The sequence below is a fragment of the Streptomyces sp. NPDC058457 genome, assembly GCF_042720695.1.
GTDB lineage: Bacteria > Actinomycetota > Actinomycetes > Streptomycetales > Streptomycetaceae > Streptomyces.
Genome location: NZ_JBHXLU010000002.1, coordinates 81834 through 98967, shown reverse-complemented (window position 1 = coordinate 98967; position 17134 = coordinate 81834). Strand labels below are relative to the sequence as shown.

Here is a 17134-nt window from a genome sequence, read left to right as displayed (position 1 = left end):
GGTCGTCGGACACGGTCGGGAGGCAGCGCGGTGGAGCAGCGGACGGAAGGGACGCCGGTACGGCGGGGGCGCGGGCGGCGGCCCGCGGACGAGGTGCGGGCGGACGTGCTCACCGCCGCCGGGGCCCTGCTCCTGCGGGACGGCATGGCGGCCTTCACCATCGAGCGGGTCGCCCAGGAGGCCGGGGTCAGCAAGACGACCATCCACAAGTGGTGGCCCTCGCGCGGCACGCTCGCGCTCGACGGCTACTTCCACGCCGTGGAGTCCACCCTCGCCTTCCCCGACACCGGCGACATCGGGGCCGACCTGACGGCCCAGCTCCGTGCCTTCGTCCGGCTGCTCACCGGGACGCCGGCCGGACGGGTCATCGCCGGGCTCATCGGCCAGGCCCAGACCGACCCCGACCTGTCCGCCGCCCTGCGGCAGCGGTACTCCGGTCCCCGGCGCGAGCTGGCCGTCACGGCGATGCGGCGCGCCCAGGACCGCGGCCAACTACGCGCCGACGCCGACCCCCGGACCCTGGTCGACCAGCTCTGGGGGGCCTGCTACCACCGCCTGCTGCTGCCCGACGAGCCCCTCACCGAGGAGTTCGCGGACCGGCTGGTCGCGAACCTGCTGCACGGGGTCGGCACCGGCTGAGGCCGGCTACGGCAGGGTCTTCTCGTAGGACGCGTCCCGGTCGGAGTCGTAGGCGAGCTTGCCCGTCGCGTCGTAGCCCTTCAGGTGCGGGGCCGCGGTGACCTGCTTGTGCAGGGTGCCGGTGGCGACGAACCAGCCGTGGTCGAGGACCACCTCGCCCGCGCCGCCGCCGTAGGAGACCGTCATCGTGGCCACCGAGGCACGGTAGCCGCCGATGATCCCCCAGCGGAACGGCAGCTTCCAGTTGCCCTTGTCGATGACCGACTGCTGGTACAGCTTGCCGCTGTTGATGTCCGGGACCACCGGTGTCCCCGTGCCGCCGAAGGGGTCGCCGCTGCTGGTGTTCAGGCCCTCGGCCCGGCCGTCCTTGACGGTGCAGATGAGGCGGGCCGGCACCGGCTTCTCCCGCACCGCGACCACGAAGTAGCCGTCGCCGGGGGCGTTGGAGTCCCCGGTGCTCCGCATCGCCAGGATGATCCGGTAGTCGGCGGGCCTGCCCAGGTCGATGTAGGCAGGATCCTTGGGCAGGTGGTGCGCCTTGTTGTAGTCGAGGCACTTGCCGAGTCCCTCGGCGGCCTGGTCGAAGGTGATCCCGTCCAGCAACTGGTGCGCCGCGGACGCCGGGCGCGCCGGGGCGGTCGGGGTGGCCGACGGTGCCGGGGGCGACGCGGTGGCCGACCGGGTCGGTGCCGGGCGCTCGCTGGCCAGAACGGTGGGGCTGGGCCCGGCCGGGCTCGTCGCCGTGCTGCCGCCGCCCAGCGCGTACGCGCCGACCGGTACCGCCGCCAGCGCCGCCAGCGCCGCCCCGCCCACGGCCAGGCGCCGCCGCCGCTCCAGCACGCCCCGCCGGCGGATCTCCGGATACGGCACCGGTGACGGCCGGACCAGCGCCGCGTCCCCCGCCAGCAGCGCCCGCACCCGGGCCTCGAACTCCGGCTCGGTCGCCCCGGCCTGCTTCTCCCCGCTCACCTGCTGCCTCCCTGCGTGGGCGCCGCATGGCTCATGGCCTGGGCGAGCCCCGGAACCGTACGCAACTTCGCCAGGCCCTTGGACGCCTGGCTCTTGACCGTGCCAGGGGAGCAGCCGAGCACCTCGGCCACCTCGCCCTCGGACAGGTCCTCCCAGTACCGCAGCACCACCACCGCGCGCTGCCTGGGCGGCAGCCCGGCCAGGGCCGCGAGCAGCGTGCCGCGCTCGTCGGCCCGGGACACGGCGTCGTCGTACCCCGCGCGCTCCGGCGGCGCGGCGGTCAGCGACTCGGTGACCCGGCGCTTGCGGAACCGGTCGCTGTTGCAGCTGACCAGCATGCGGCGGACGTACGCCTCCGGATGGTCGGTCCGGGAGACGCGCCGCCAGGACCGGTAGGCCTTCGCCAGCGCGGTCTGCGTCAGGTCCTCCGCGTGGTGCGGGTCACCGGTGAGCAGATAGGCGGTCCGCACCAGATGCGACCACCGCGCTCTGACGAATTCCTGGAACTGGGCCTCTAGTTCGGCCTGCATCGGCCACCCCCTCGCCCTCCAGACCACCGGACCCGTGGATTCGGTTGCCCGGCGGCGAAGGCGGGCCCGGTCAGGGGGCCGTGACGCGGCGGAACTCGATCGTGTCGTACGCCGTCTTCGTGCCCGTCTCGTACAGCACACCCACCGTGCTCCTGGTCACCTGGACCAGGTCGGAGTAGGCGGCCTTGCGATCGGACAGGGTGCGGAGCCTGCCGAAGGTGATGCCCTGGTCCGTGCTGGTCCACAGGGCCATGGCCTTGCGGGCCGTCGGGACCGAGGGGGCCGAGAAGAGCAACGGGCCTTCGGCGCCGGGGAGCTGGAGGACCGAGCCCTCGACCACGGGGACCCTGGCGAGGGTCGGCTGGACGGTGTAGGCGGCGTCCAGACTCTCGCCGCCGTCGCTCGACCAGGCCTCCAGGCGGTTGCCGGGGCTGGAGCCGTTCTGGTCGCGGGCGTTGAAGTAGAGGCGTCCGTCGGGGAGTTGGGCAGCGGTGGTCTCGTTGGCGTTGTCGTGGCCGGTGTACGAGTCGTCGACGAAGCCGAGGTGCCAGCTGAGGCCGCCGTCGTCGCTGTAGATCGCATGACCGCCGTAGTACCTGGCCTCCCGGCCGGTGTCGTCGGAGCCCGCGCGCGGGGCGGCGGAGTGGTCGGCGGCGACGACCAGGCGGCCGCGGTGCGGTCCACGGGTGAGCGCGACGGCGTGCCCGGGGCCGGTGGCGTACCAGCGCCAGCCGGAAGGTTTCACCTGGGCGGTGATCTCGCGCGGGCGGGTGAAGTGGCGGCCGTCGTCGCGGCTGCGCTGCACGTACACCCGGCGGCTCTGCGCCTCGGTGACCTGGCCGCGCATGATCTGCGCCTCGCTCACCGAGCCGTCGTTGTAGGAGGTCACCAGGACGACCTCGCCGCTCCTCGGGTCCACCACCGGCGCCGGGTTGCCGCGGGTGTCCCCGTTGCCGTCGGCCACCACCTGGAGCGGGCTCCAGGTGCAGCCGCCGTCGGCGGAACGTCTCAGCACGACGTCGATGTCACCGCTGTCCCCGGTGGTGGCGTGCCGGCCCTCGGCGAAGGCGAGCAGGGTGCCGCGCGCGGTGCGGACGACGGCCGGGATGCGGTACTGGGCGTAGCCGCCCTCGCCGGAGACATACGGCACAGAGGACTCACAGCCGGTGGCCCACGCCCTGGGCTCGACCGTGAACGCCCCGAGCAGCAGGGCGGCTGCGAGGGAGATCCGGCTCGCACGGGTCACAGGAGACACATGGCTCACTCCTCCATGGTCCCCCCACTCACCTTCACCACACTCCTGCAACGGCCAAACGGGTCACACGGTTTGTCGAGCCGTCAGATACGGCGGGCCCGGCGCCGGGCCAGGTGCGCGGCGCGCGGCCGCCGCACCTAGCCGGTGAACAGGCACGGCGGGAGACGGACTCGGCTGCCGCGGGCACCGTGGCGGCCGGCCGGCACGGAACCGGGGGCCGAGCGGCACGGAGCCGAGGACCGGGCACCATGGAACCGAAGACCGGGCGGCACGGAACCGAAGACCGGGCGGCGCGGGGCGGCCACCACCCCGCCGCGGCCCGGAGGCCGGTGCTCAGGACGGCAGGCGGGCCGCCGCCAGCAGGCGTGTCACGTCGTCGGCGCAGATGGTCAGAGCCGCGCCGACCGTGCCGAGGACCTCGCGTTCGGCGTTGGTGTAAGGGCCGTCGGCGAGCGCGATCCGGGCGGCCTGGAGGAGCAGGGACTCGCGGCCCGCGGGGGCGAGGTGCGGGGCCAGCGGGTCGAGGGCCTCGTGCAGCTCTATCGCCAGGCTCGCGCGGTACGGCTGCTCGAAGACCCGTCCGGTGTCGGCGACGAGGGCCTCCACCAGCGCGCCCAGCTGTTCCTCCGTGACCTCCTCGAAGCCGGCCGCGCGGACCGCGCCCGCCGCCGCCTCCAGGGACGTACGGGAACAGGTGCCGCCCGCGGCGAGGACGGCGAGGGCGACGGTGTGCACGGCGTCGCGGAGCATCGCCGAGAAGCGGGAGGTGGTGGGGTGGTCGAGGACGTCGGTGCCGTAGTGGTGGCGGCAGGCGGCGCACTCCACGACCGGCCCGGTGGTGCCGCGCGGCAGCACGGGCACGCCGAGCAGGGTGAAGCGGCGACGGCCGGTGAGCCGCTGGTAGTTGCGGTCACCGCCGCAGCCGGGGCAGTAGAACTCCCCGTCGCCGACGGGTGTCCATGCGGTGCGGGTGCCCAGGATGCGGGCAGGCCTGGTGGTTCGGCCGTCTCGTCCCCGTACTGGCAGCACGTCGCACCTCCGTAACCCCGTGGCAACATCGCCACCGCTGGCGTGATGTTAGCCACATGGAGGAGCCGGAGTCAGTACCTCGTACGAGACCTGTCCGTGACCTGCACGTCGACTTGGCCGGGAAACGACCTGGCCCCGACCGCCGGACGAGGCGGTCGGGGCCGTGAAGTCGCTGGTCAGAAGGGTCAGCGGGCGGCGCGGTTCACCGCGGAGACGACCGCCTTCAGCGATGCACGCGTCGTGTTCGCATCGATGCCGATACCCCACAGGATCTTGCCGTCGATCGCGCATTCGATGTAGGAGGCGGCCTGCGCGGAGGCGCCCTCGCTCATCGTGTGCTCCTGGTAGTCCAGGAGACGTACGTCGATGCCCAGGCCCTGCAGCGCGTCGAAGAACGCGGAGATCGGGCCGTTGCCGGAGCCGGTCAGCACGGTGTCCTCGCCGTCGACGGTGGCCTCGACGGTGAGGGTGTCGGTGCCGTCGGTGTCGGTGGTCGACTGCCCGGTGCGGACCTGGATGCGGCCCCAGGGGTTCTCCGGGTTCGGCAGGTACTCGTCCTGGAAGACCGACCAGATGTCGGCGCCGGTGACCTCGCCGCCCTCGGCGTCCGTCTTGGCCTGGATGATCTTCGAGAACTCGATCTGCATCCGGCGCGGCAGGTCCAGCTTGTGGTCGTTCTTCAGGACGTAGGCGATACCGCCCTTGCCGGACTGCGAGTTGACGCGGATGACCGCCTCGTAGGAGCGGCCGACGTCCTTGGGGTCGATGGGCAGGTAGGGCACCGCCCACTCGATGTCGTCGACGGTGACGCCCTTGGCGGCCGCGTCGGCCTCCATGGCGTCGAAGCCCTTCTTGATGGCGTCCTGGTGGGAGCCGGAGAAGGACGTGTAGACCAGGTCGCCCACGTACGGGTGGCGCGGGTGGACCTCCATCTGGTTGCAGTACTCCCACACCCGGCGGATCTCGTCGATGTCGGAGAAGTCGATCTGCGGGTCGACGCCCTGGGAGAAGAGGTTCATGCCCAGGGTGACCAGGTCGACGTTGCCGGTGCGCTCGCCCTGCCCGAACAGGCAGCCCTCGACGCGGTCGGCGCCGGCCATCACGGCCAGCTCGGCGGCGGCGACGGCGGTGCCGCGGTCGTTGTGCGGGTGGACGGAGATGCAGACGTGCTCGCGGCGGGAGAGGTTGCGGTGCATCCACTCGAAGCGGTCCGCGTGCGTGGACGGCGTCGAACGCTCCACGGTGGCGGGCAGGTTGAGGATGATCTCGCGGCCCGGACCCGGCTGGTAGACGTCCATGACCGCCTCGCAGACCTCCAGCGCGAAGTCCAGCTCGGTGTCGGTGAAGATCTCCGGCGAGTACTGGTAGCCGAACTCCGTCTCCGGGCCCAGCAGTTTCTCCGCGTACTCCATCACCAGGCGGGTGCCGTCGACGGCGATCTGCTTGATGTCGTCCTTGGAGCCGCGGAAGACGACCCGGCGGAAGACCGGGGCGGTCGCGTTGTACAGGTGGACGGTGGCCCGCCGGGCGCCCTTCAGGGACTCGACCGTCCGCTCGATCAGGTCCTCGCGGGCCTGGGTCAGCACGGAGATGGTGACGTCGTCCGGGATCGCGCCCTCTTCCTCGATGATCGAGCGCACGAAGTCGAAGTCGGTCTGGCCGGAGGCCGGGAAGCCGACCTCGATCTCCTTGTAGCCCATCTTGACCAGCTGGTCGAACATCCGGCGCTTGCGCTCGGGCGACATCGGGTCGATCAGGGACTGGTTGCCGTCGCGCAGGTCGGTGGAGAGCCAGCGGGGAGCGGCGGTGATCCGGTTGTCCGGCCAGGTGCGGTCCGGGATGTCGACCTGCTCGTAGCGGCCGTACTTGTGGATCGGCATGGTGCTGGGCTGCTGGCGGTTCGCCATGATTGCGGGGCTCCTAGTGGGTGTCCGGAAGGACGGCCGACGACGCAACGCGAAGCTCCGCGGGGAGGGAGTCGACCTGGACTACAGGCCCTCGCCGCGGCAGCTAAGAAGAAGCAGCCCGAAACGCATGATGCTCCGCATGCTAGCCGAGCCCCCTCGGACGCGGGGCGCCGTATCAGTATGCGGGACCGGTGGAACAAACGGGACAAAAAGTGCGCCATACCACTCCCCCTCACGGAGAGTGGCTAATTGTCACGGTATTTCACCAATCATGGTTGCGGGTAGTGACAGGCGAGTGACTCAATGCGAGGGTGCGGTGCATGACGACCAACGGGGGCTCTGAGCCCGTCATCAACCGCACGCCCGTGTTCTGCACGATCGTGCCGCCGCACATCCTCGACCACCTCGCCCAGCACGAGGACCAGGCGCTCGCCGACTCCGCCCTGCGCACCCTGCAGCACGACTCCGCGGCCCGCACCCGCCGCCGCATCACCGCGGTCCGCACCACGGCCGCCGCCGTCGCCGCACCGGCGGCCCCCGACACGGCTCCGCACCGCACGATCTACGACGCGGAGCACGGCACCGGCCTGCCCGGCACCGAGGTCCGCGCGGAGGGCTCCGAGCCCGGCCAGGACGCCACCGTCAACCGCGCCTACGCGGGCCTCGGCGCCACCTTCGAGCTGTACCTGAAGGCGTACGAGCGCAACTCCATCGACGGCGACGGGCTGCCGCTGAACGCGAGCGTGCACTACGACGTCAACTACGACAACGCCTTCTGGAACGGCGACCAGATGGTGTTCGGCGACGGCGACGGCGAGATCTTCGTCGACTTCACCACCTCCGTCGACGTCATCGGCCACGAGCTCACGCACGGCGTCACCCAGTACACCGCCAACCTGGAGTACTACGGCCAGTCCGGCGCCCTCAACGAGTCGGTCTCCGACGTCTTCGGCTCGCTCATCAAGCAGTACTCCCTCGGCCAGACCGCCGACCAGGCCGACTGGCTGATCGGCGAGGGCCTGCTCGCCCCGGGCGTGCACGGGGTGGCGCTGCGCTCGATGAAGGCCCCGGGCACGGCGTACGACGACCCGCGCCTCGGCAAGGACCCGCAGCCGGCGACCATGCAGCACTACGTGAAGACCAGCCGGGACAACGGCGGTGTGCACATCAACTCCGGCATCCCCAACCACGCCTTCTACCTGCTCGCCACCACCCTCGGCGGCAACGCCTGGGAGCGGGCCGGCCGGATCTGGTACGACGTCCTCACCGGCGGCGAACTCCAGTCGGACGCCACGTTCGCGGACTTCGCGAAGCTCACGGTCGCCGCGGCCAAGGCCCGCTACCAGACGGGCGAGGAGAGCGAGGCGGCCCTCAAGGCCTGGGCCCAGGTGGGGGTGCAGGCCGCCTGACCGTTCCGGGGTGCACACCGCCCGGTTCCGTACTACACAGGGACCCATGCGTATTCAGGTGAGGCGTACGGGCGGTTTCGCGGGCATCGAGCGCCGGGCCGAGGTGGACACCTCGGGCCGGCCCGACGCCGCCGAGTGGCAGGCCCTGGCCGAGCGCGTGATCGCGGCCGGCCGGGGCACGCCGCCGCCCGGGGTGCCGGACGGGTTCGCGTACGAGATCACGGTGGACGGACGGACGGTGTACGCGGCCGACCCGCGGCTGTCCGAGGACGAACGCGAACTGATCTCACGGGTGTTGAAGGAAGGGGCGTGACCAGGTCCCGTAACGGGTAGTTCACGCCCGGGCGTTGACTTACGTTACCGGGGGTAAGGATGATCCCGGCCATGGCGACAGACGCGGTCCATCCGATCCCCCGCTTCCCCGACGGCTTCCTCTGGGGCGTCTCGACCTCGGCTCATCAGATCGAGGGCGCGGCCGACCTGCGGGAGCCGTCCGTGTGGGACGTGTTCGAGGCGGAGCCGGGCCGGATCAAGGACGGCTCGACGGCGGCGGTGGCCTGCGACCACTACCACCGCCACCGCGAGGACGTGGCGCTCCTGGCCGGTCTCGGCGTGGACGCGTACCGCTTCTCGATCTCCTGGCCGCGGGTGCGCTCGGCGGACGGCCTGGACTTCTACGACCGCCTGGTGGACGAGCTGTGCGCGGCCGGCATCCGCCCGGTCCCGACCCTCTTCCACTGGGACCTGCCGGTCGCTCTGCAGGAGAAGGGCGGCTGGCTGGACCGGGACACCGCGGCGCACTTCGCCGAGTACGTCTCCACCGTCGCGGACCGGCTCGGCGACCGGGTCAAGAAGTGGATCACCCTCAACGAGCCCGCCGAACAGACCCTGTTCGGGTACGCCCTGGGCGCCCACGCCCCCGGGCAGCAGCTGATGTTCGACGCGCTCCCGGTCGCCCACCACCAGCTGCTCGCCCACGGCCTGGCGGTACGGGCACTGCGCGCGGCCGGCGCCGCCGACATCGGCATCGCCAACTCCCACGGCCCGACCTGGCCGGCCTCGGAGGAACCGGCCGACCTGGAGGCGGCCGCCTTCTACGACCTCCTCCTCAACCGCCTGTTCGCCGAGCCGCTGCTGCTGGGCGAGTACCCGGACGGCATGGGCGACCTGATGCCCGGGGACGTCGCCGCCGACCTGAAGGTGATCGCCGAGCCGCTCGACTGGTACGGGATCAACTACTACGCCCCCACCAAGGTGGGCGCCCCGCAGGGCACCGAGATCGAGTTCGGCGGGCTCACCCTCCCCGCCGAACTCCCCTTCTCCGTCCAGGACATCGAGGACGTCCCGGTGACGGACTTCGGCTGGCCGGTCGTCCCGGAGGGCCTCACGGAGCTCCTCACCGGCTTCCGGGACCGCTACGGCGACCGGCTCCCGCCCGTCGTCATCACCGAGAACGGCTGCTCCTACGAGGGCCTCGACGACCAGGACCGCATCGCCTACCTGGACGGCCACGTCCGGGCGCTGCACCGGGCGGTCGAGGCCGGGGTGGACGTGCGCGGCTACTTCGTCTGGTCGCTCCTCGACAACTTCGAGTGGGCGGAGGGATACGAGCGCCGCTTCGGCCTGGTCCACGTCGACTACGCGACGCAGGCGCGGACGCCGAAGTCGTCGTACGCCTGGTACCGGGACGTCCTGCGGGCGCAGAGATGACGACGACCCGTGGGCCGGCCGAGCCGGCCGCCCTGGCGGAGCCCGTCGAGCGGGTCGGCCGCGGCTGGACGTCGGCGCTCTCGCTCGCCAACGGGGCGATCTGGGTGGGCTGGTACGGCCCCCTGCAGATCCTGCTCGCCTCCCAGGCCAAGGACTTCGCGCCCGGCTCCGGGATGTCGAAGGAGACGATGCTGGCCTGGGTGACCGGCGTCGGCGCGGTGGTGTCGCTGGCGGCCAACCCGGTCTTCGGCGCGCTGTCGGACCGTACGACGTCCCGCTGGGGCCGCCGTACCCCGTGGATCGTCGCCGGTACGGCGGGCGGGGCGCTGTCCCTGCTGCTGCTCGCGGGCGCCGGCGGCATGGGGACGATGATGCTGGGCTGGTGCCTGGTCCAGCTGACCCTGAACGCGGCCTTCGCGGCGGTCACGGCGGCGGTGCCGGACCGGGTGCCGAGGCTCCAGCGGGGTTCGGTGGGCGGCTGGCTGGGGGCCGCGCAGATCCTCGGCGTGGTCGGCGGCACCGGCCTGGCGACGGCCGCCGGGGGCGTCGGGGCGGGCTATGTGGCGTGCGCGGTGTTCACGGCGCTGGGCGTGCTGCCGTACGTGCTCCGCCACCCGGACCTGCGGCTGGCGGCCGAGGACCGGGCGCCCTGGTCCTGGCGGGCCTTCCTCGCGGGCTTCTGGCTGAGCCCGCGCCGCCACCCCGACCTGGGCTGGGCCTGGCTGACCCGCTTCCTGATCAACCTCAGCAACTCCCTGGTCCTGCTGTACCTGCTGTACTACCTCCGCGACCGCCTGCACTACTCCGACCCCGACCAGGGGGTGCTGATCCTGACCGCCGTCAACGGGCTGACGCTGATGGCGACGGTCGTGGTCGGCGGGGTCTGGTCGGACCGGGTGGGCCGCCGCAAGCCGTTCGTGATCTGGTCCGGGATGCTGATGGCGGTGGCCACGGCGCTGCTGTCGGTGTGGCAGACCTGGCCGGGGGCGATCGTGGCCTCGGCGGTGCTGGGCGTCGGCTTCGGGGTGTTCACCTCCGTGGACTTCGCGCTGATGACCGACGTCCTGCCGAAGGCGGTCGACCGGGGCAAGGACCTCGGCGTCATCAACGTGGCCAACGCCCTGCCGCAGGTCGCGGCACCCGCCCTCGCCGCACCGATCGTCACCTATCTCGGCGGCTACCGGATGCTGTACCTGGTGGCGGCGGTGATCGGGCTGGCGGGGGCGTGGCTGGTGGGGCGGATACGGGGGGTCGACTGAGCGCCCCGAAGGGGCGCGGGGCCGTGTCCGATATGCGGCTACCGCCGCGATGGGGGTCCCCCCGGGTTCGAGCGAAGCCGAGAACTTGGGGGAGCGACCAGCCACGACGGCGCGGCACACGGCACAACGCGGCACTTCCAGCGGAGCGCTCGGTCCGGTCCTACAGGGCTCCGGCGTCCCGGGCCGTCCAGGCGCTCGGGTAGATCGGCCGGAAACCGAGATCCCGGCGGATCTTACGGTTCGACATGATCCCGTGCCAGGGGTCGCGGTCGGTACCGGTGGACAGGTCCTCGGGCGGCTCGACGCCGGCCAGCCGGTACAGCTCCACGGTCGTGACGGGCGCGTCGTCGGCAATGTTGTAGACCGGGCCGTTCACCGCGGGGGCGTACAGCAGCCGCATCAGCCCCTGCCCGACGTCCGCGTGGTGGGCCATCTGGAGCCGCTGCGCGGGGGCCCAGCGCGCGGCCCAGGGCAGCGCGTTCGCGATGTGCGGGTCCCCTTCGCCGTAGACGAACGGCAGCCGCCCGATCCGCACCTCCATGCCGCCCGCCAGGGCGAGCAGCTCCCGCTCGGCGGCCGCCTTGGACTCGGGGTACGCGCCCCACATCGCGCCGCCGGGCCGGCTCTCGTCGTCCTCGGTGAGCGGGCGGCCGCGCCCGGATCCGTACACGTTCCCGGTGCTGACCTGCACGAACCGTCGTACACCGGCGCTCAGCGCGGCCCGCCCGAGGGCCACCGCCGCGTCCCGGTTGACCGCCCAGGCATCCTCGTCCGGCACCCCGCGGAAGGCGGCGGCGACGTTCACGACGGCGTCCGCCCCGGCGACGGCCTTGCCGAGCGCCTCCTCGTCCCGCAGGTCGCCGACGGCGACCTCGGCACCCAGCGCGGCGAACGGCTCCCCGCGGGCCGCGTCCCGCACCAGCACCCTTACCCGCTCGTCCCCTTCGGCCTGTGTGATCAGCCGCGGCACGAGCCGCCGCCCGACCTGACCGGTCGCCCCGGTGACAAGAGTGATCATGACCTTCTCCTTCGCTCTGGTCCCCTCACCCTCGCCCCGGTCCTCCGCCACCGGGAGAGACCTCCCGATCCGGGGACCGGCAGTCCCTGGATAAGCCGGACGCCCCGGGCCACCCTGGAGAGGTGAACCGCCCCGAGCTCGCCGACTTCCTGCGCCACGCCCGTACCCGCCTGGACCCCTCCGACGTGGGTCTGCCGCCCGGCGCCCGGCGGCGCACCCCCGGGCTGCGGCGCGAGGAGGTGGCCTCGCTGGCCGGCATGTCCGCCGACTACTACACGCGCCTCGAACAGTCCCGGGGCCCGCGCCCGTCCCGCCAGATGCTGACCGCGCTGGCCCGCGCGCTGCGCCTGACGCAGGACGAACGGGACCACCTGTTCCACCTGGCCGGTGAGGAACCCCCGCGCCGGGAGGCGACCAGCACCCATGTCGGCCCGGGGCTGCTGCTGGTCCTGGACCGGCTGCACGACACCCCGGCACTGGTGACCACCGACTGCGGCGAGGTCCTGGCCCAGAACGCCCTGTCACGGGCGCTGAGCGGCGACGTGCTGGCCCGCCCGCCGCGCGAACGCAACCTGCTCCGCCGTTACTTCCTGGACCCGTCGGTGCACGGCGTCTTCCCGCCGGAGGACCGCCCGGCACGGGCCCGCGAACACGTGGCCAACCTCCGGGCGGTGGCCGCCGCCCGCCCCGCCGACCCGGTCCCGGCCGCCCTCGTCGCCGAACTCCTCGCAGGAAGCGAGGAGTTCGCCCGCCTGTGGTCCGAACACGAGGTGGCGGTACGCCGCGCGACGACGAAGCGCTTCCTCCATCCGTCCGTCGGCCTCCTGGAACTGGACTGCGAGGTCCTCATCAACACCGACACCCACCAGCACCTCGTCATCCACACGGCCCGCCCGGGCACGGAGTCGTACGAGCGCCTGCAACTGCTACGGGTGGTGGGGCTGCAGGACATGAGCGCGGCCGTACGGGATCACCAGGTGTGAGCCACGTCCACCACGAGATGGTTGGCCGTCTGGAAGACCCGGAACGGCAGCCGGGCGCGGACGCCCAGGCCCGCCTGGGTGTAGCCCTCGGAGCCGCCGGTGACCTTGAACTCCCGGAAGGTCCGGTACCCGGTGACGTCGACGGACGGCAGTGACGGGTAGGGCTGTCCGGTCGCCGGGTCGTAGCGCGGGGCGAACAGCGAGATCTCCAGGATGGCGCCGCCCTTGATCGGAACGACGACGTCGGACGGGTCCTGGTGCAGTACGTCGACGTAGCGGACCGTGTAGCCGATCGGCTCTGCCGATGTGCCCTGGGCGTCGAAGACCAGCCGGTCGTAGCACTCGTGCTGTCCGGTCCGCACGTCGGTCAGCCGCCTGCCGGCGACAGCGTCACCGGTCTTGTCCAGGCTTCCCCACGTCACGGCACAGTCCACGGCCGTCGGCGCGGCCACCGCCGGAGCCGTGCCGGCCAGCAGGCCGCCGCCCGCCAACATCATCGCCGCCAGTGCAGTACCTATCCGTCGCATGGCTACCCCCCGGTAGTTCGCGTAGGTGTGTGCCTGTTTAGACCGACGGCCTTCCGGAAGGTTGTGCGCAGGGGAGCAGTCCATCGCGGCACAGGGGCCCCTTCCGGAACCGACCGCACCGCGGGTACCGAACGGCCCCTAGAAACCCAGCCGCCGCAACTGCTTCGGATCCCGCTGCCAGTCCTTCGCCACCTTCACATGCAGGTCCAGGAAGACGGGCGTGCCCAGCAGCGCCTCGATCTGCTTGCGGCTCTTGATGCCGACCTCCTTCAGGCGCTTGCCCTTGGGGCCGATGATGATGCCCTTCTGGCTGGGGCGCTCGATGAAGAGGTTGGCGTGGATGTCGAGGAGGGGCTTGTCGGCGGGGCGGTCCTCGCGCGGGAGCATCTCCTCGACGACGACCGCGATGGAGTGCGGGAGCTCGTCGCGGACGCCCTCCAGGGCGGCCTCGCGGATCAGCTCGGCGATCATGACCTGTTCCGGCTCGTCGGTCAGGTCGCCCTCGGGATAGAGGGCCGGGCCCTCCGGGAGCAGCGGCACCAGCAGGTCGGCCAGCAGCTGCACCTGCTTGTCCCCGACCGCCGAGACCGGGACGATCTCGGCCCACTCGAAGCCGAGCTCCTTGCCCAGCTGGTCGATGGCGATCAGCTGCTCGGCGAGGGTCTTGGAGTCGACGAGGTCGGTCTTGGTGACGACGGCGACCTTGGGGGTCTTGCGGATCCCCGCGAGCTCCTTGGCGATGAAGCGGTCACCCGGACCGATCTTCTCGTTCGCCGGGAGGCAGAAGCCGATCACGTCCACCTCGGCCCAGGTGGTGCGGACCACGTCGTTGAGCCGCTCGCCGAGCAGGGTGCGCGGCTTGTGGAGACCCGGGGTGTCGACCAGGATCAGCTGGGCGTCCTCCCGGTGCACGATGCCGCGCACCGTGTGCCGCGTCGTCTGCGGCTGGTTCGCGGTGATCGCCACCTTCTGCCCGACCAGAGCGTTCGTGAGGGTGGACTTGCCCGCGTTGGGGCGTCCGACGAAACAGGCGAAGCCCGCCCGGTGGGCGGCCTTCGACGATTCCGACGGCTCGGTTGACTGGCTGCGAACGCTCATGGCCCCCATTCTCCCTGATCCAACACGCCCCGCCGCACCGTGAGATTTCGGTAACCCAGGCGCAACGAAACGTCACGGAAACACAGCTGTACGCAACCGGAAACCAGGACCGGTGACCCTCTGACGAGCCCCGACCCGACGTTGGAGACGCCCGTGTTCCTCTCCGCCGCGCACGCAGACACCGGTGACACCGCCTGGCTGCTCGCCGCGACCGCCCTGGTCCTGCTGATGACCCCGGGGCTGGCCCTGTTCTACGGCGGCATGGTCCGCACGAAGAGCGTCCTCAACATGCTGATGATGAGCTTCGTGTCGATCGCGCTGGTCACGGTGGTGTGGCTGGCGGGCGGATACACGCTCGCCTTCGGCGACGACATCGGGGCCGGGCTCCTCGGCGACCTGGCCCACGCGGGCATGCGCGGCCTCGGCCCGGACAGCGTCCAGGGCACCGTCCCCACCCTGCTCTTCGCCACCTTCCAGCTCACCTTCGCGATCATCACGGCCGCGCTGATCAGCGGCGCGATCGCGGACCGGGCGAAATTCGGGGCCTGGCTGGTGTTCGTCCCCGTCTGGGCGCTGCTCGTATACGTTCCCGTCGCGCACTGGGTATGGGGCCCGGGTGGCTGGATCGCGCACCACCTCGGCGCCCTCGACTTCGCCGGCGGCCTGCCCGTGGAGATCACCTCCGGCGCCTCCGGTCTCGCCCTCTGCCTGGTCCTCGGCCCGCGGCTCGGCTTCAAGAAGGACGCCATGCGGCCGCACAACCTGCCGATGGTGATCCTCGGCGCCGGTCTGCTCTGGTTCGGCTGGTTCGGCTTCAACGCGGGCAGCGCGCTCGGCGCGAACGGCCTCGCCGCCGCCGTCTTCCTGAACACCCTCGCCGCCGGCTGCACCGGCCTGCTCGGCTGGCTCTTCGTCGAGCAGAAGCGCGACGGCCACCCCACCACCCTGGGCGCGGCCTCCGGCGCGGTCGCCGGCCTGGTCGCCATCACCCCATCCTGCGGCTCGGTCTCCCTGCTCGGCGCCCTCGTCGTCGGCCTCGCCGCGGGCGTGGTCTGCTCGTACGCCGTGAGCTGGAAGTTCAAGCTGGACTACGACGACTCGCTCGACGTCGTCGGCGTCCACCTGGTCGGCGGAATCATCGGCACCCTCCTCATCGGCCTGTTCGCCGAGAAGGCCATGACCGGCGGCGCCGAGGGCCTCTTCTACGGCGGCGGGCTCGGCCAGCTCGGCAGGCAGGCGGTGGCGGTCGTGGCCGTCGCGGCGTACGCGTTCGCGGTGACGTACGGCATCGGCAGGCTGCTCGACAAGGCGATGGGCTTCCGGGCGGCCGAGGACCAGGAGCACACCGGCCTGGACCTTACGGTGCACGCCGAGACCGCTTACGATCACGGGGTCCTGGGCCACGGCGCCCCGGTCGCCCACTCCGTCGTCCCCACCGCCCAGAAGGTCGATTCCCAGGCATGAAGCTCATCACCGCGATCGTCAAGCCCTACCGCCTCGACGCGGTGAAGACCTCGCTCCAGGAGCTCGGCGTGCGCGGCCTGACCGTGACCGAGGCCAGCGGGTACGGCAGGCAGCACGGCCACACCGAGGTGTACCGGGGCGCCGAGTACCGCGTCGACCTGGTCCCCAAGGTCCGGATCGAGGTCGTCGTCGAGGACGCCGACGCCGAGCCCGTGATCGAGGCGGTCGTCAAGGCCGCGCAGACGGGGAAGATCGGGGACGGGAAGGTGTGGGCGGTGCCGGTGGAGACGGTCGTACGGGTACGGACGGGCGAGCGCGGCCCCGACGCCCTCTGAACAGCGGGGGGAACGGCTTCCCCCGGCCCCGCCGCGTCCGGGCGAACAGCGCACCGGCCACCGCCCCGGCGACGAAGACCACTATCAGCACCAGCCACGGCAGCGCGAGGAACGACGCGCTCGCCGACTCCTCGGTGCCGGCCGCGCTGGCCGTCAACGTCACCTTTCCCCAGTCGAGTTGGGGTGCGTCCCGCCAGCGTGCGGTGAGCTTGACCCGCTCCCCCGGCAGCAGCTGGGAGGGGACCCCGGTGAGGTCGCGGCTGAGCAGCGTACGGCCGAACAGGCCCCTGGCACGCAGCCGCACCTTCGGGTCCAGGGTGACGTTCCCGGTGTTGTGCAGGGTGTAGGAGATCGTCGCCGTGCTGTCGCCGAGGCCGGGCACGAGCGGCTGGTGATGGCTGATGTGCACGTTCTCGACGGTGAGGGCCGGGAGCGTCGGCCCGCTCACCCGCAGATAGACGCGGGCGCCGACGGCCCGCTGCACGCCGAGTGCCAGGGATCCGGCCCCCGGATCGACCTTCTCGTCCAGCGCGACGATCGCCCCGGGATGGTCACCGGGCTCGGCGCCCTTCGGCACATGCAGCGTGAACGGGACCGTGACCGTCTTGTGCGGCGGCACGGTCACCCGCGCCTTCCCGATCTTCGCCCAGGCCCCCACCCCCCGCATCTTCTCCTTCACCGTCCGGACGGCGAAGCCGCCGTCCCGTGCGGTGTTGTAGGCGTCGGCCGCGTACAGCCGGAAGGTGAGCGGCTTGCCGGTCTTGTTGGCGACGGCCACCTTGTCGGTGATCGTCTGCCCGCGATCGAGGGAGAGGTAGAAGTACGGCCGCGCCGCGATCTTCGAGGCGACCGGGTAGACGGACCAGCTGCCGTTGTCGGCGGCGCGCGCGGGACCCGCCGTGCAGAGGACGCCGAGGATCAGGCTCAGGAGGAGGACATACGGCTTGGCGCGACGCATGGGTGCGGACCCCCGGTCGGAAGCGGGTCGGTGGCGACCGGGTC

Annotated in this window: 17 protein-coding genes; 8 read left to right on the top strand and 9 right to left on the bottom strand. The window is 72.0% G+C overall.

The window, feature by feature from the left end; translation table 11 throughout:
* The first annotated feature begins 30 nt into the window (after positions 1–30).
* Positions 31–639 (top strand): TetR/AcrR family transcriptional regulator C-terminal ligand-binding domain-containing protein, encoded by a 609-nt coding sequence (locus tag ACFWPS_RS02350; protein ID WP_383699970.1) that lies wholly within the window; start codon positions 31–33, stop codon positions 637–639.
* 6 nt (positions 640–645) lie between these two features.
* Here the strand turns inward: ACFWPS_RS02350 and ACFWPS_RS02345 are convergent, their stop codons facing one another.
* From ACFWPS_RS02345 to leuA, 5 genes are all read right to left on the bottom strand, one after another.
* Positions 646–1608, bottom strand: a complete 963-nt coding sequence (locus ACFWPS_RS02345) for a hypothetical protein (RefSeq protein ID WP_383699968.1) — start codon at positions 1606–1608, stop codon at positions 646–648.
* Positions 1605–2138, bottom strand: a complete 534-nt coding sequence (locus tag ACFWPS_RS02340; protein WP_383699966.1) for a SigE family RNA polymerase sigma factor — start codon at positions 2136–2138, stop codon at positions 1605–1607. The genes ACFWPS_RS02345 and ACFWPS_RS02340 overlap by 4 nt, the downstream gene beginning before the upstream one ends.
* A 70-nt stretch (positions 2139–2208) precedes the next feature.
* The gene (locus tag ACFWPS_RS02335) at positions 2209–3384 is read right to left on the bottom strand and encodes an exo-alpha-sialidase (RefSeq protein ID WP_383700422.1); all 1176 of its coding nucleotides are present in this window, start codon (positions 3382–3384) and stop codon (positions 2209–2211) included.
* Between the two features lie 342 nt (positions 3385–3726).
* Entirely contained in the window at positions 3727–4422 is a 696-nt protein-coding gene (locus ACFWPS_RS02330; protein ID WP_383699964.1) for a TerB family tellurite resistance protein, read from the bottom strand.
* 185 nt (positions 4423–4607) lie between these two features.
* Complete coding sequence (gene leuA / locus ACFWPS_RS02325) at positions 4608–6329, bottom strand: 2-isopropylmalate synthase (protein ID WP_383699962.1); 1722 nt, start codon at positions 6327–6329, stop codon at positions 4608–4610.
* A gap of 320 nt (positions 6330–6649) precedes the next feature.
* Between leuA and ACFWPS_RS02320 the strand changes: the two genes are divergently transcribed.
* The 4 genes from ACFWPS_RS02320 (at position 6650) to ACFWPS_RS02305 (ending at position 10707) form a co-directional block, all read left to right on the top strand.
* Positions 6650–7738, top strand: a complete 1089-nt coding sequence (locus tag ACFWPS_RS02320) for a M4 family metallopeptidase (protein WP_383699960.1) — start codon at positions 6650–6652, stop codon at positions 7736–7738.
* Positions 7739–7784: 46 nt separating this feature from the next.
* Complete coding sequence (locus tag ACFWPS_RS02315) at positions 7785–8051, top strand: protealysin inhibitor emfourin (protein ID WP_383699958.1); 267 nt, start codon at positions 7785–7787, stop codon at positions 8049–8051.
* Between the two features lie 71 nt (positions 8052–8122).
* A complete protein-coding gene (locus tag ACFWPS_RS02310) occupies positions 8123–9448 on the top strand; it encodes a GH1 family beta-glucosidase (protein WP_383699955.1) in 1326 nt (441 codons plus the stop codon).
* Positions 9445–10707, top strand: coding sequence for an MFS transporter (locus tag ACFWPS_RS02305; RefSeq protein ID WP_383699953.1), 1263 nt, complete (start codon positions 9445–9447; stop codon positions 10705–10707). The genes ACFWPS_RS02310 and ACFWPS_RS02305 overlap by 4 nt, the downstream gene beginning before the upstream one ends.
* A gap of 160 nt (positions 10708–10867) precedes the next feature.
* Here ACFWPS_RS02305 and ACFWPS_RS02300 read toward each other — a convergent pair whose 3' ends face one another.
* A complete protein-coding gene (locus ACFWPS_RS02300; RefSeq protein ID WP_383699951.1) occupies positions 10868–11725 on the bottom strand; it encodes an NAD-dependent epimerase/dehydratase family protein in 858 nt (285 codons plus the stop codon).
* Positions 11726–11847: 122 nt separating this feature from the next.
* Between ACFWPS_RS02300 and ACFWPS_RS02295 the strand changes: the two genes are divergently transcribed.
* Complete coding sequence (locus tag ACFWPS_RS02295; RefSeq protein ID WP_383699949.1) at positions 11848–12708, top strand: helix-turn-helix transcriptional regulator; 861 nt, start codon at positions 11848–11850, stop codon at positions 12706–12708.
* On the opposite strand, the gene ACFWPS_RS02290 is transcribed toward ACFWPS_RS02295, so the two are convergent.
* Positions 12696–13235: a hypothetical protein gene (locus tag ACFWPS_RS02290; protein ID WP_383699947.1), complete on the bottom strand. Its 540-nt coding sequence runs from the start codon at positions 13233–13235 to the stop codon at positions 12696–12698. The genes ACFWPS_RS02295 and ACFWPS_RS02290 overlap by 13 nt on opposite strands.
* Positions 13236–13373: 138 nt before the next feature.
* Positions 13374–14342, bottom strand: a complete 969-nt coding sequence (gene era, locus ACFWPS_RS02285; RefSeq protein ID WP_383699945.1) for a GTPase Era — start codon at positions 14340–14342, stop codon at positions 13374–13376.
* A 144-nt stretch (positions 14343–14486) separates the two neighbouring features.
* Here era and ACFWPS_RS02280 point away from each other — a divergent pair, with 144 nt between their 5' ends.
* Together ACFWPS_RS02280 and ACFWPS_RS02275 are read left to right on the top strand one after the other, a co-directional pair.
* The gene (locus tag ACFWPS_RS02280) at positions 14487–15797 is read left to right on the top strand and encodes an ammonium transporter (RefSeq protein ID WP_383699943.1); all 1311 of its coding nucleotides are present in this window, start codon (positions 14487–14489) and stop codon (positions 15795–15797) included.
* Positions 15794–16132: a P-II family nitrogen regulator gene (locus ACFWPS_RS02275; RefSeq protein WP_383699941.1), complete on the top strand. Its 339-nt coding sequence runs from the start codon at positions 15794–15796 to the stop codon at positions 16130–16132. The genes ACFWPS_RS02280 and ACFWPS_RS02275 overlap by 4 nt, the downstream gene beginning before the upstream one ends.
* On the opposite strand, the gene ACFWPS_RS02270 is transcribed toward ACFWPS_RS02275, so the two are convergent.
* A complete protein-coding gene (locus ACFWPS_RS02270) occupies positions 16026–17090 on the bottom strand; it encodes a WxL protein peptidoglycan domain-containing protein (RefSeq protein ID WP_383699939.1) in 1065 nt (354 codons plus the stop codon). The genes ACFWPS_RS02275 and ACFWPS_RS02270 overlap by 107 nt on opposite strands.
* Positions 17091–17134: the final 44 nt, after the last annotated feature.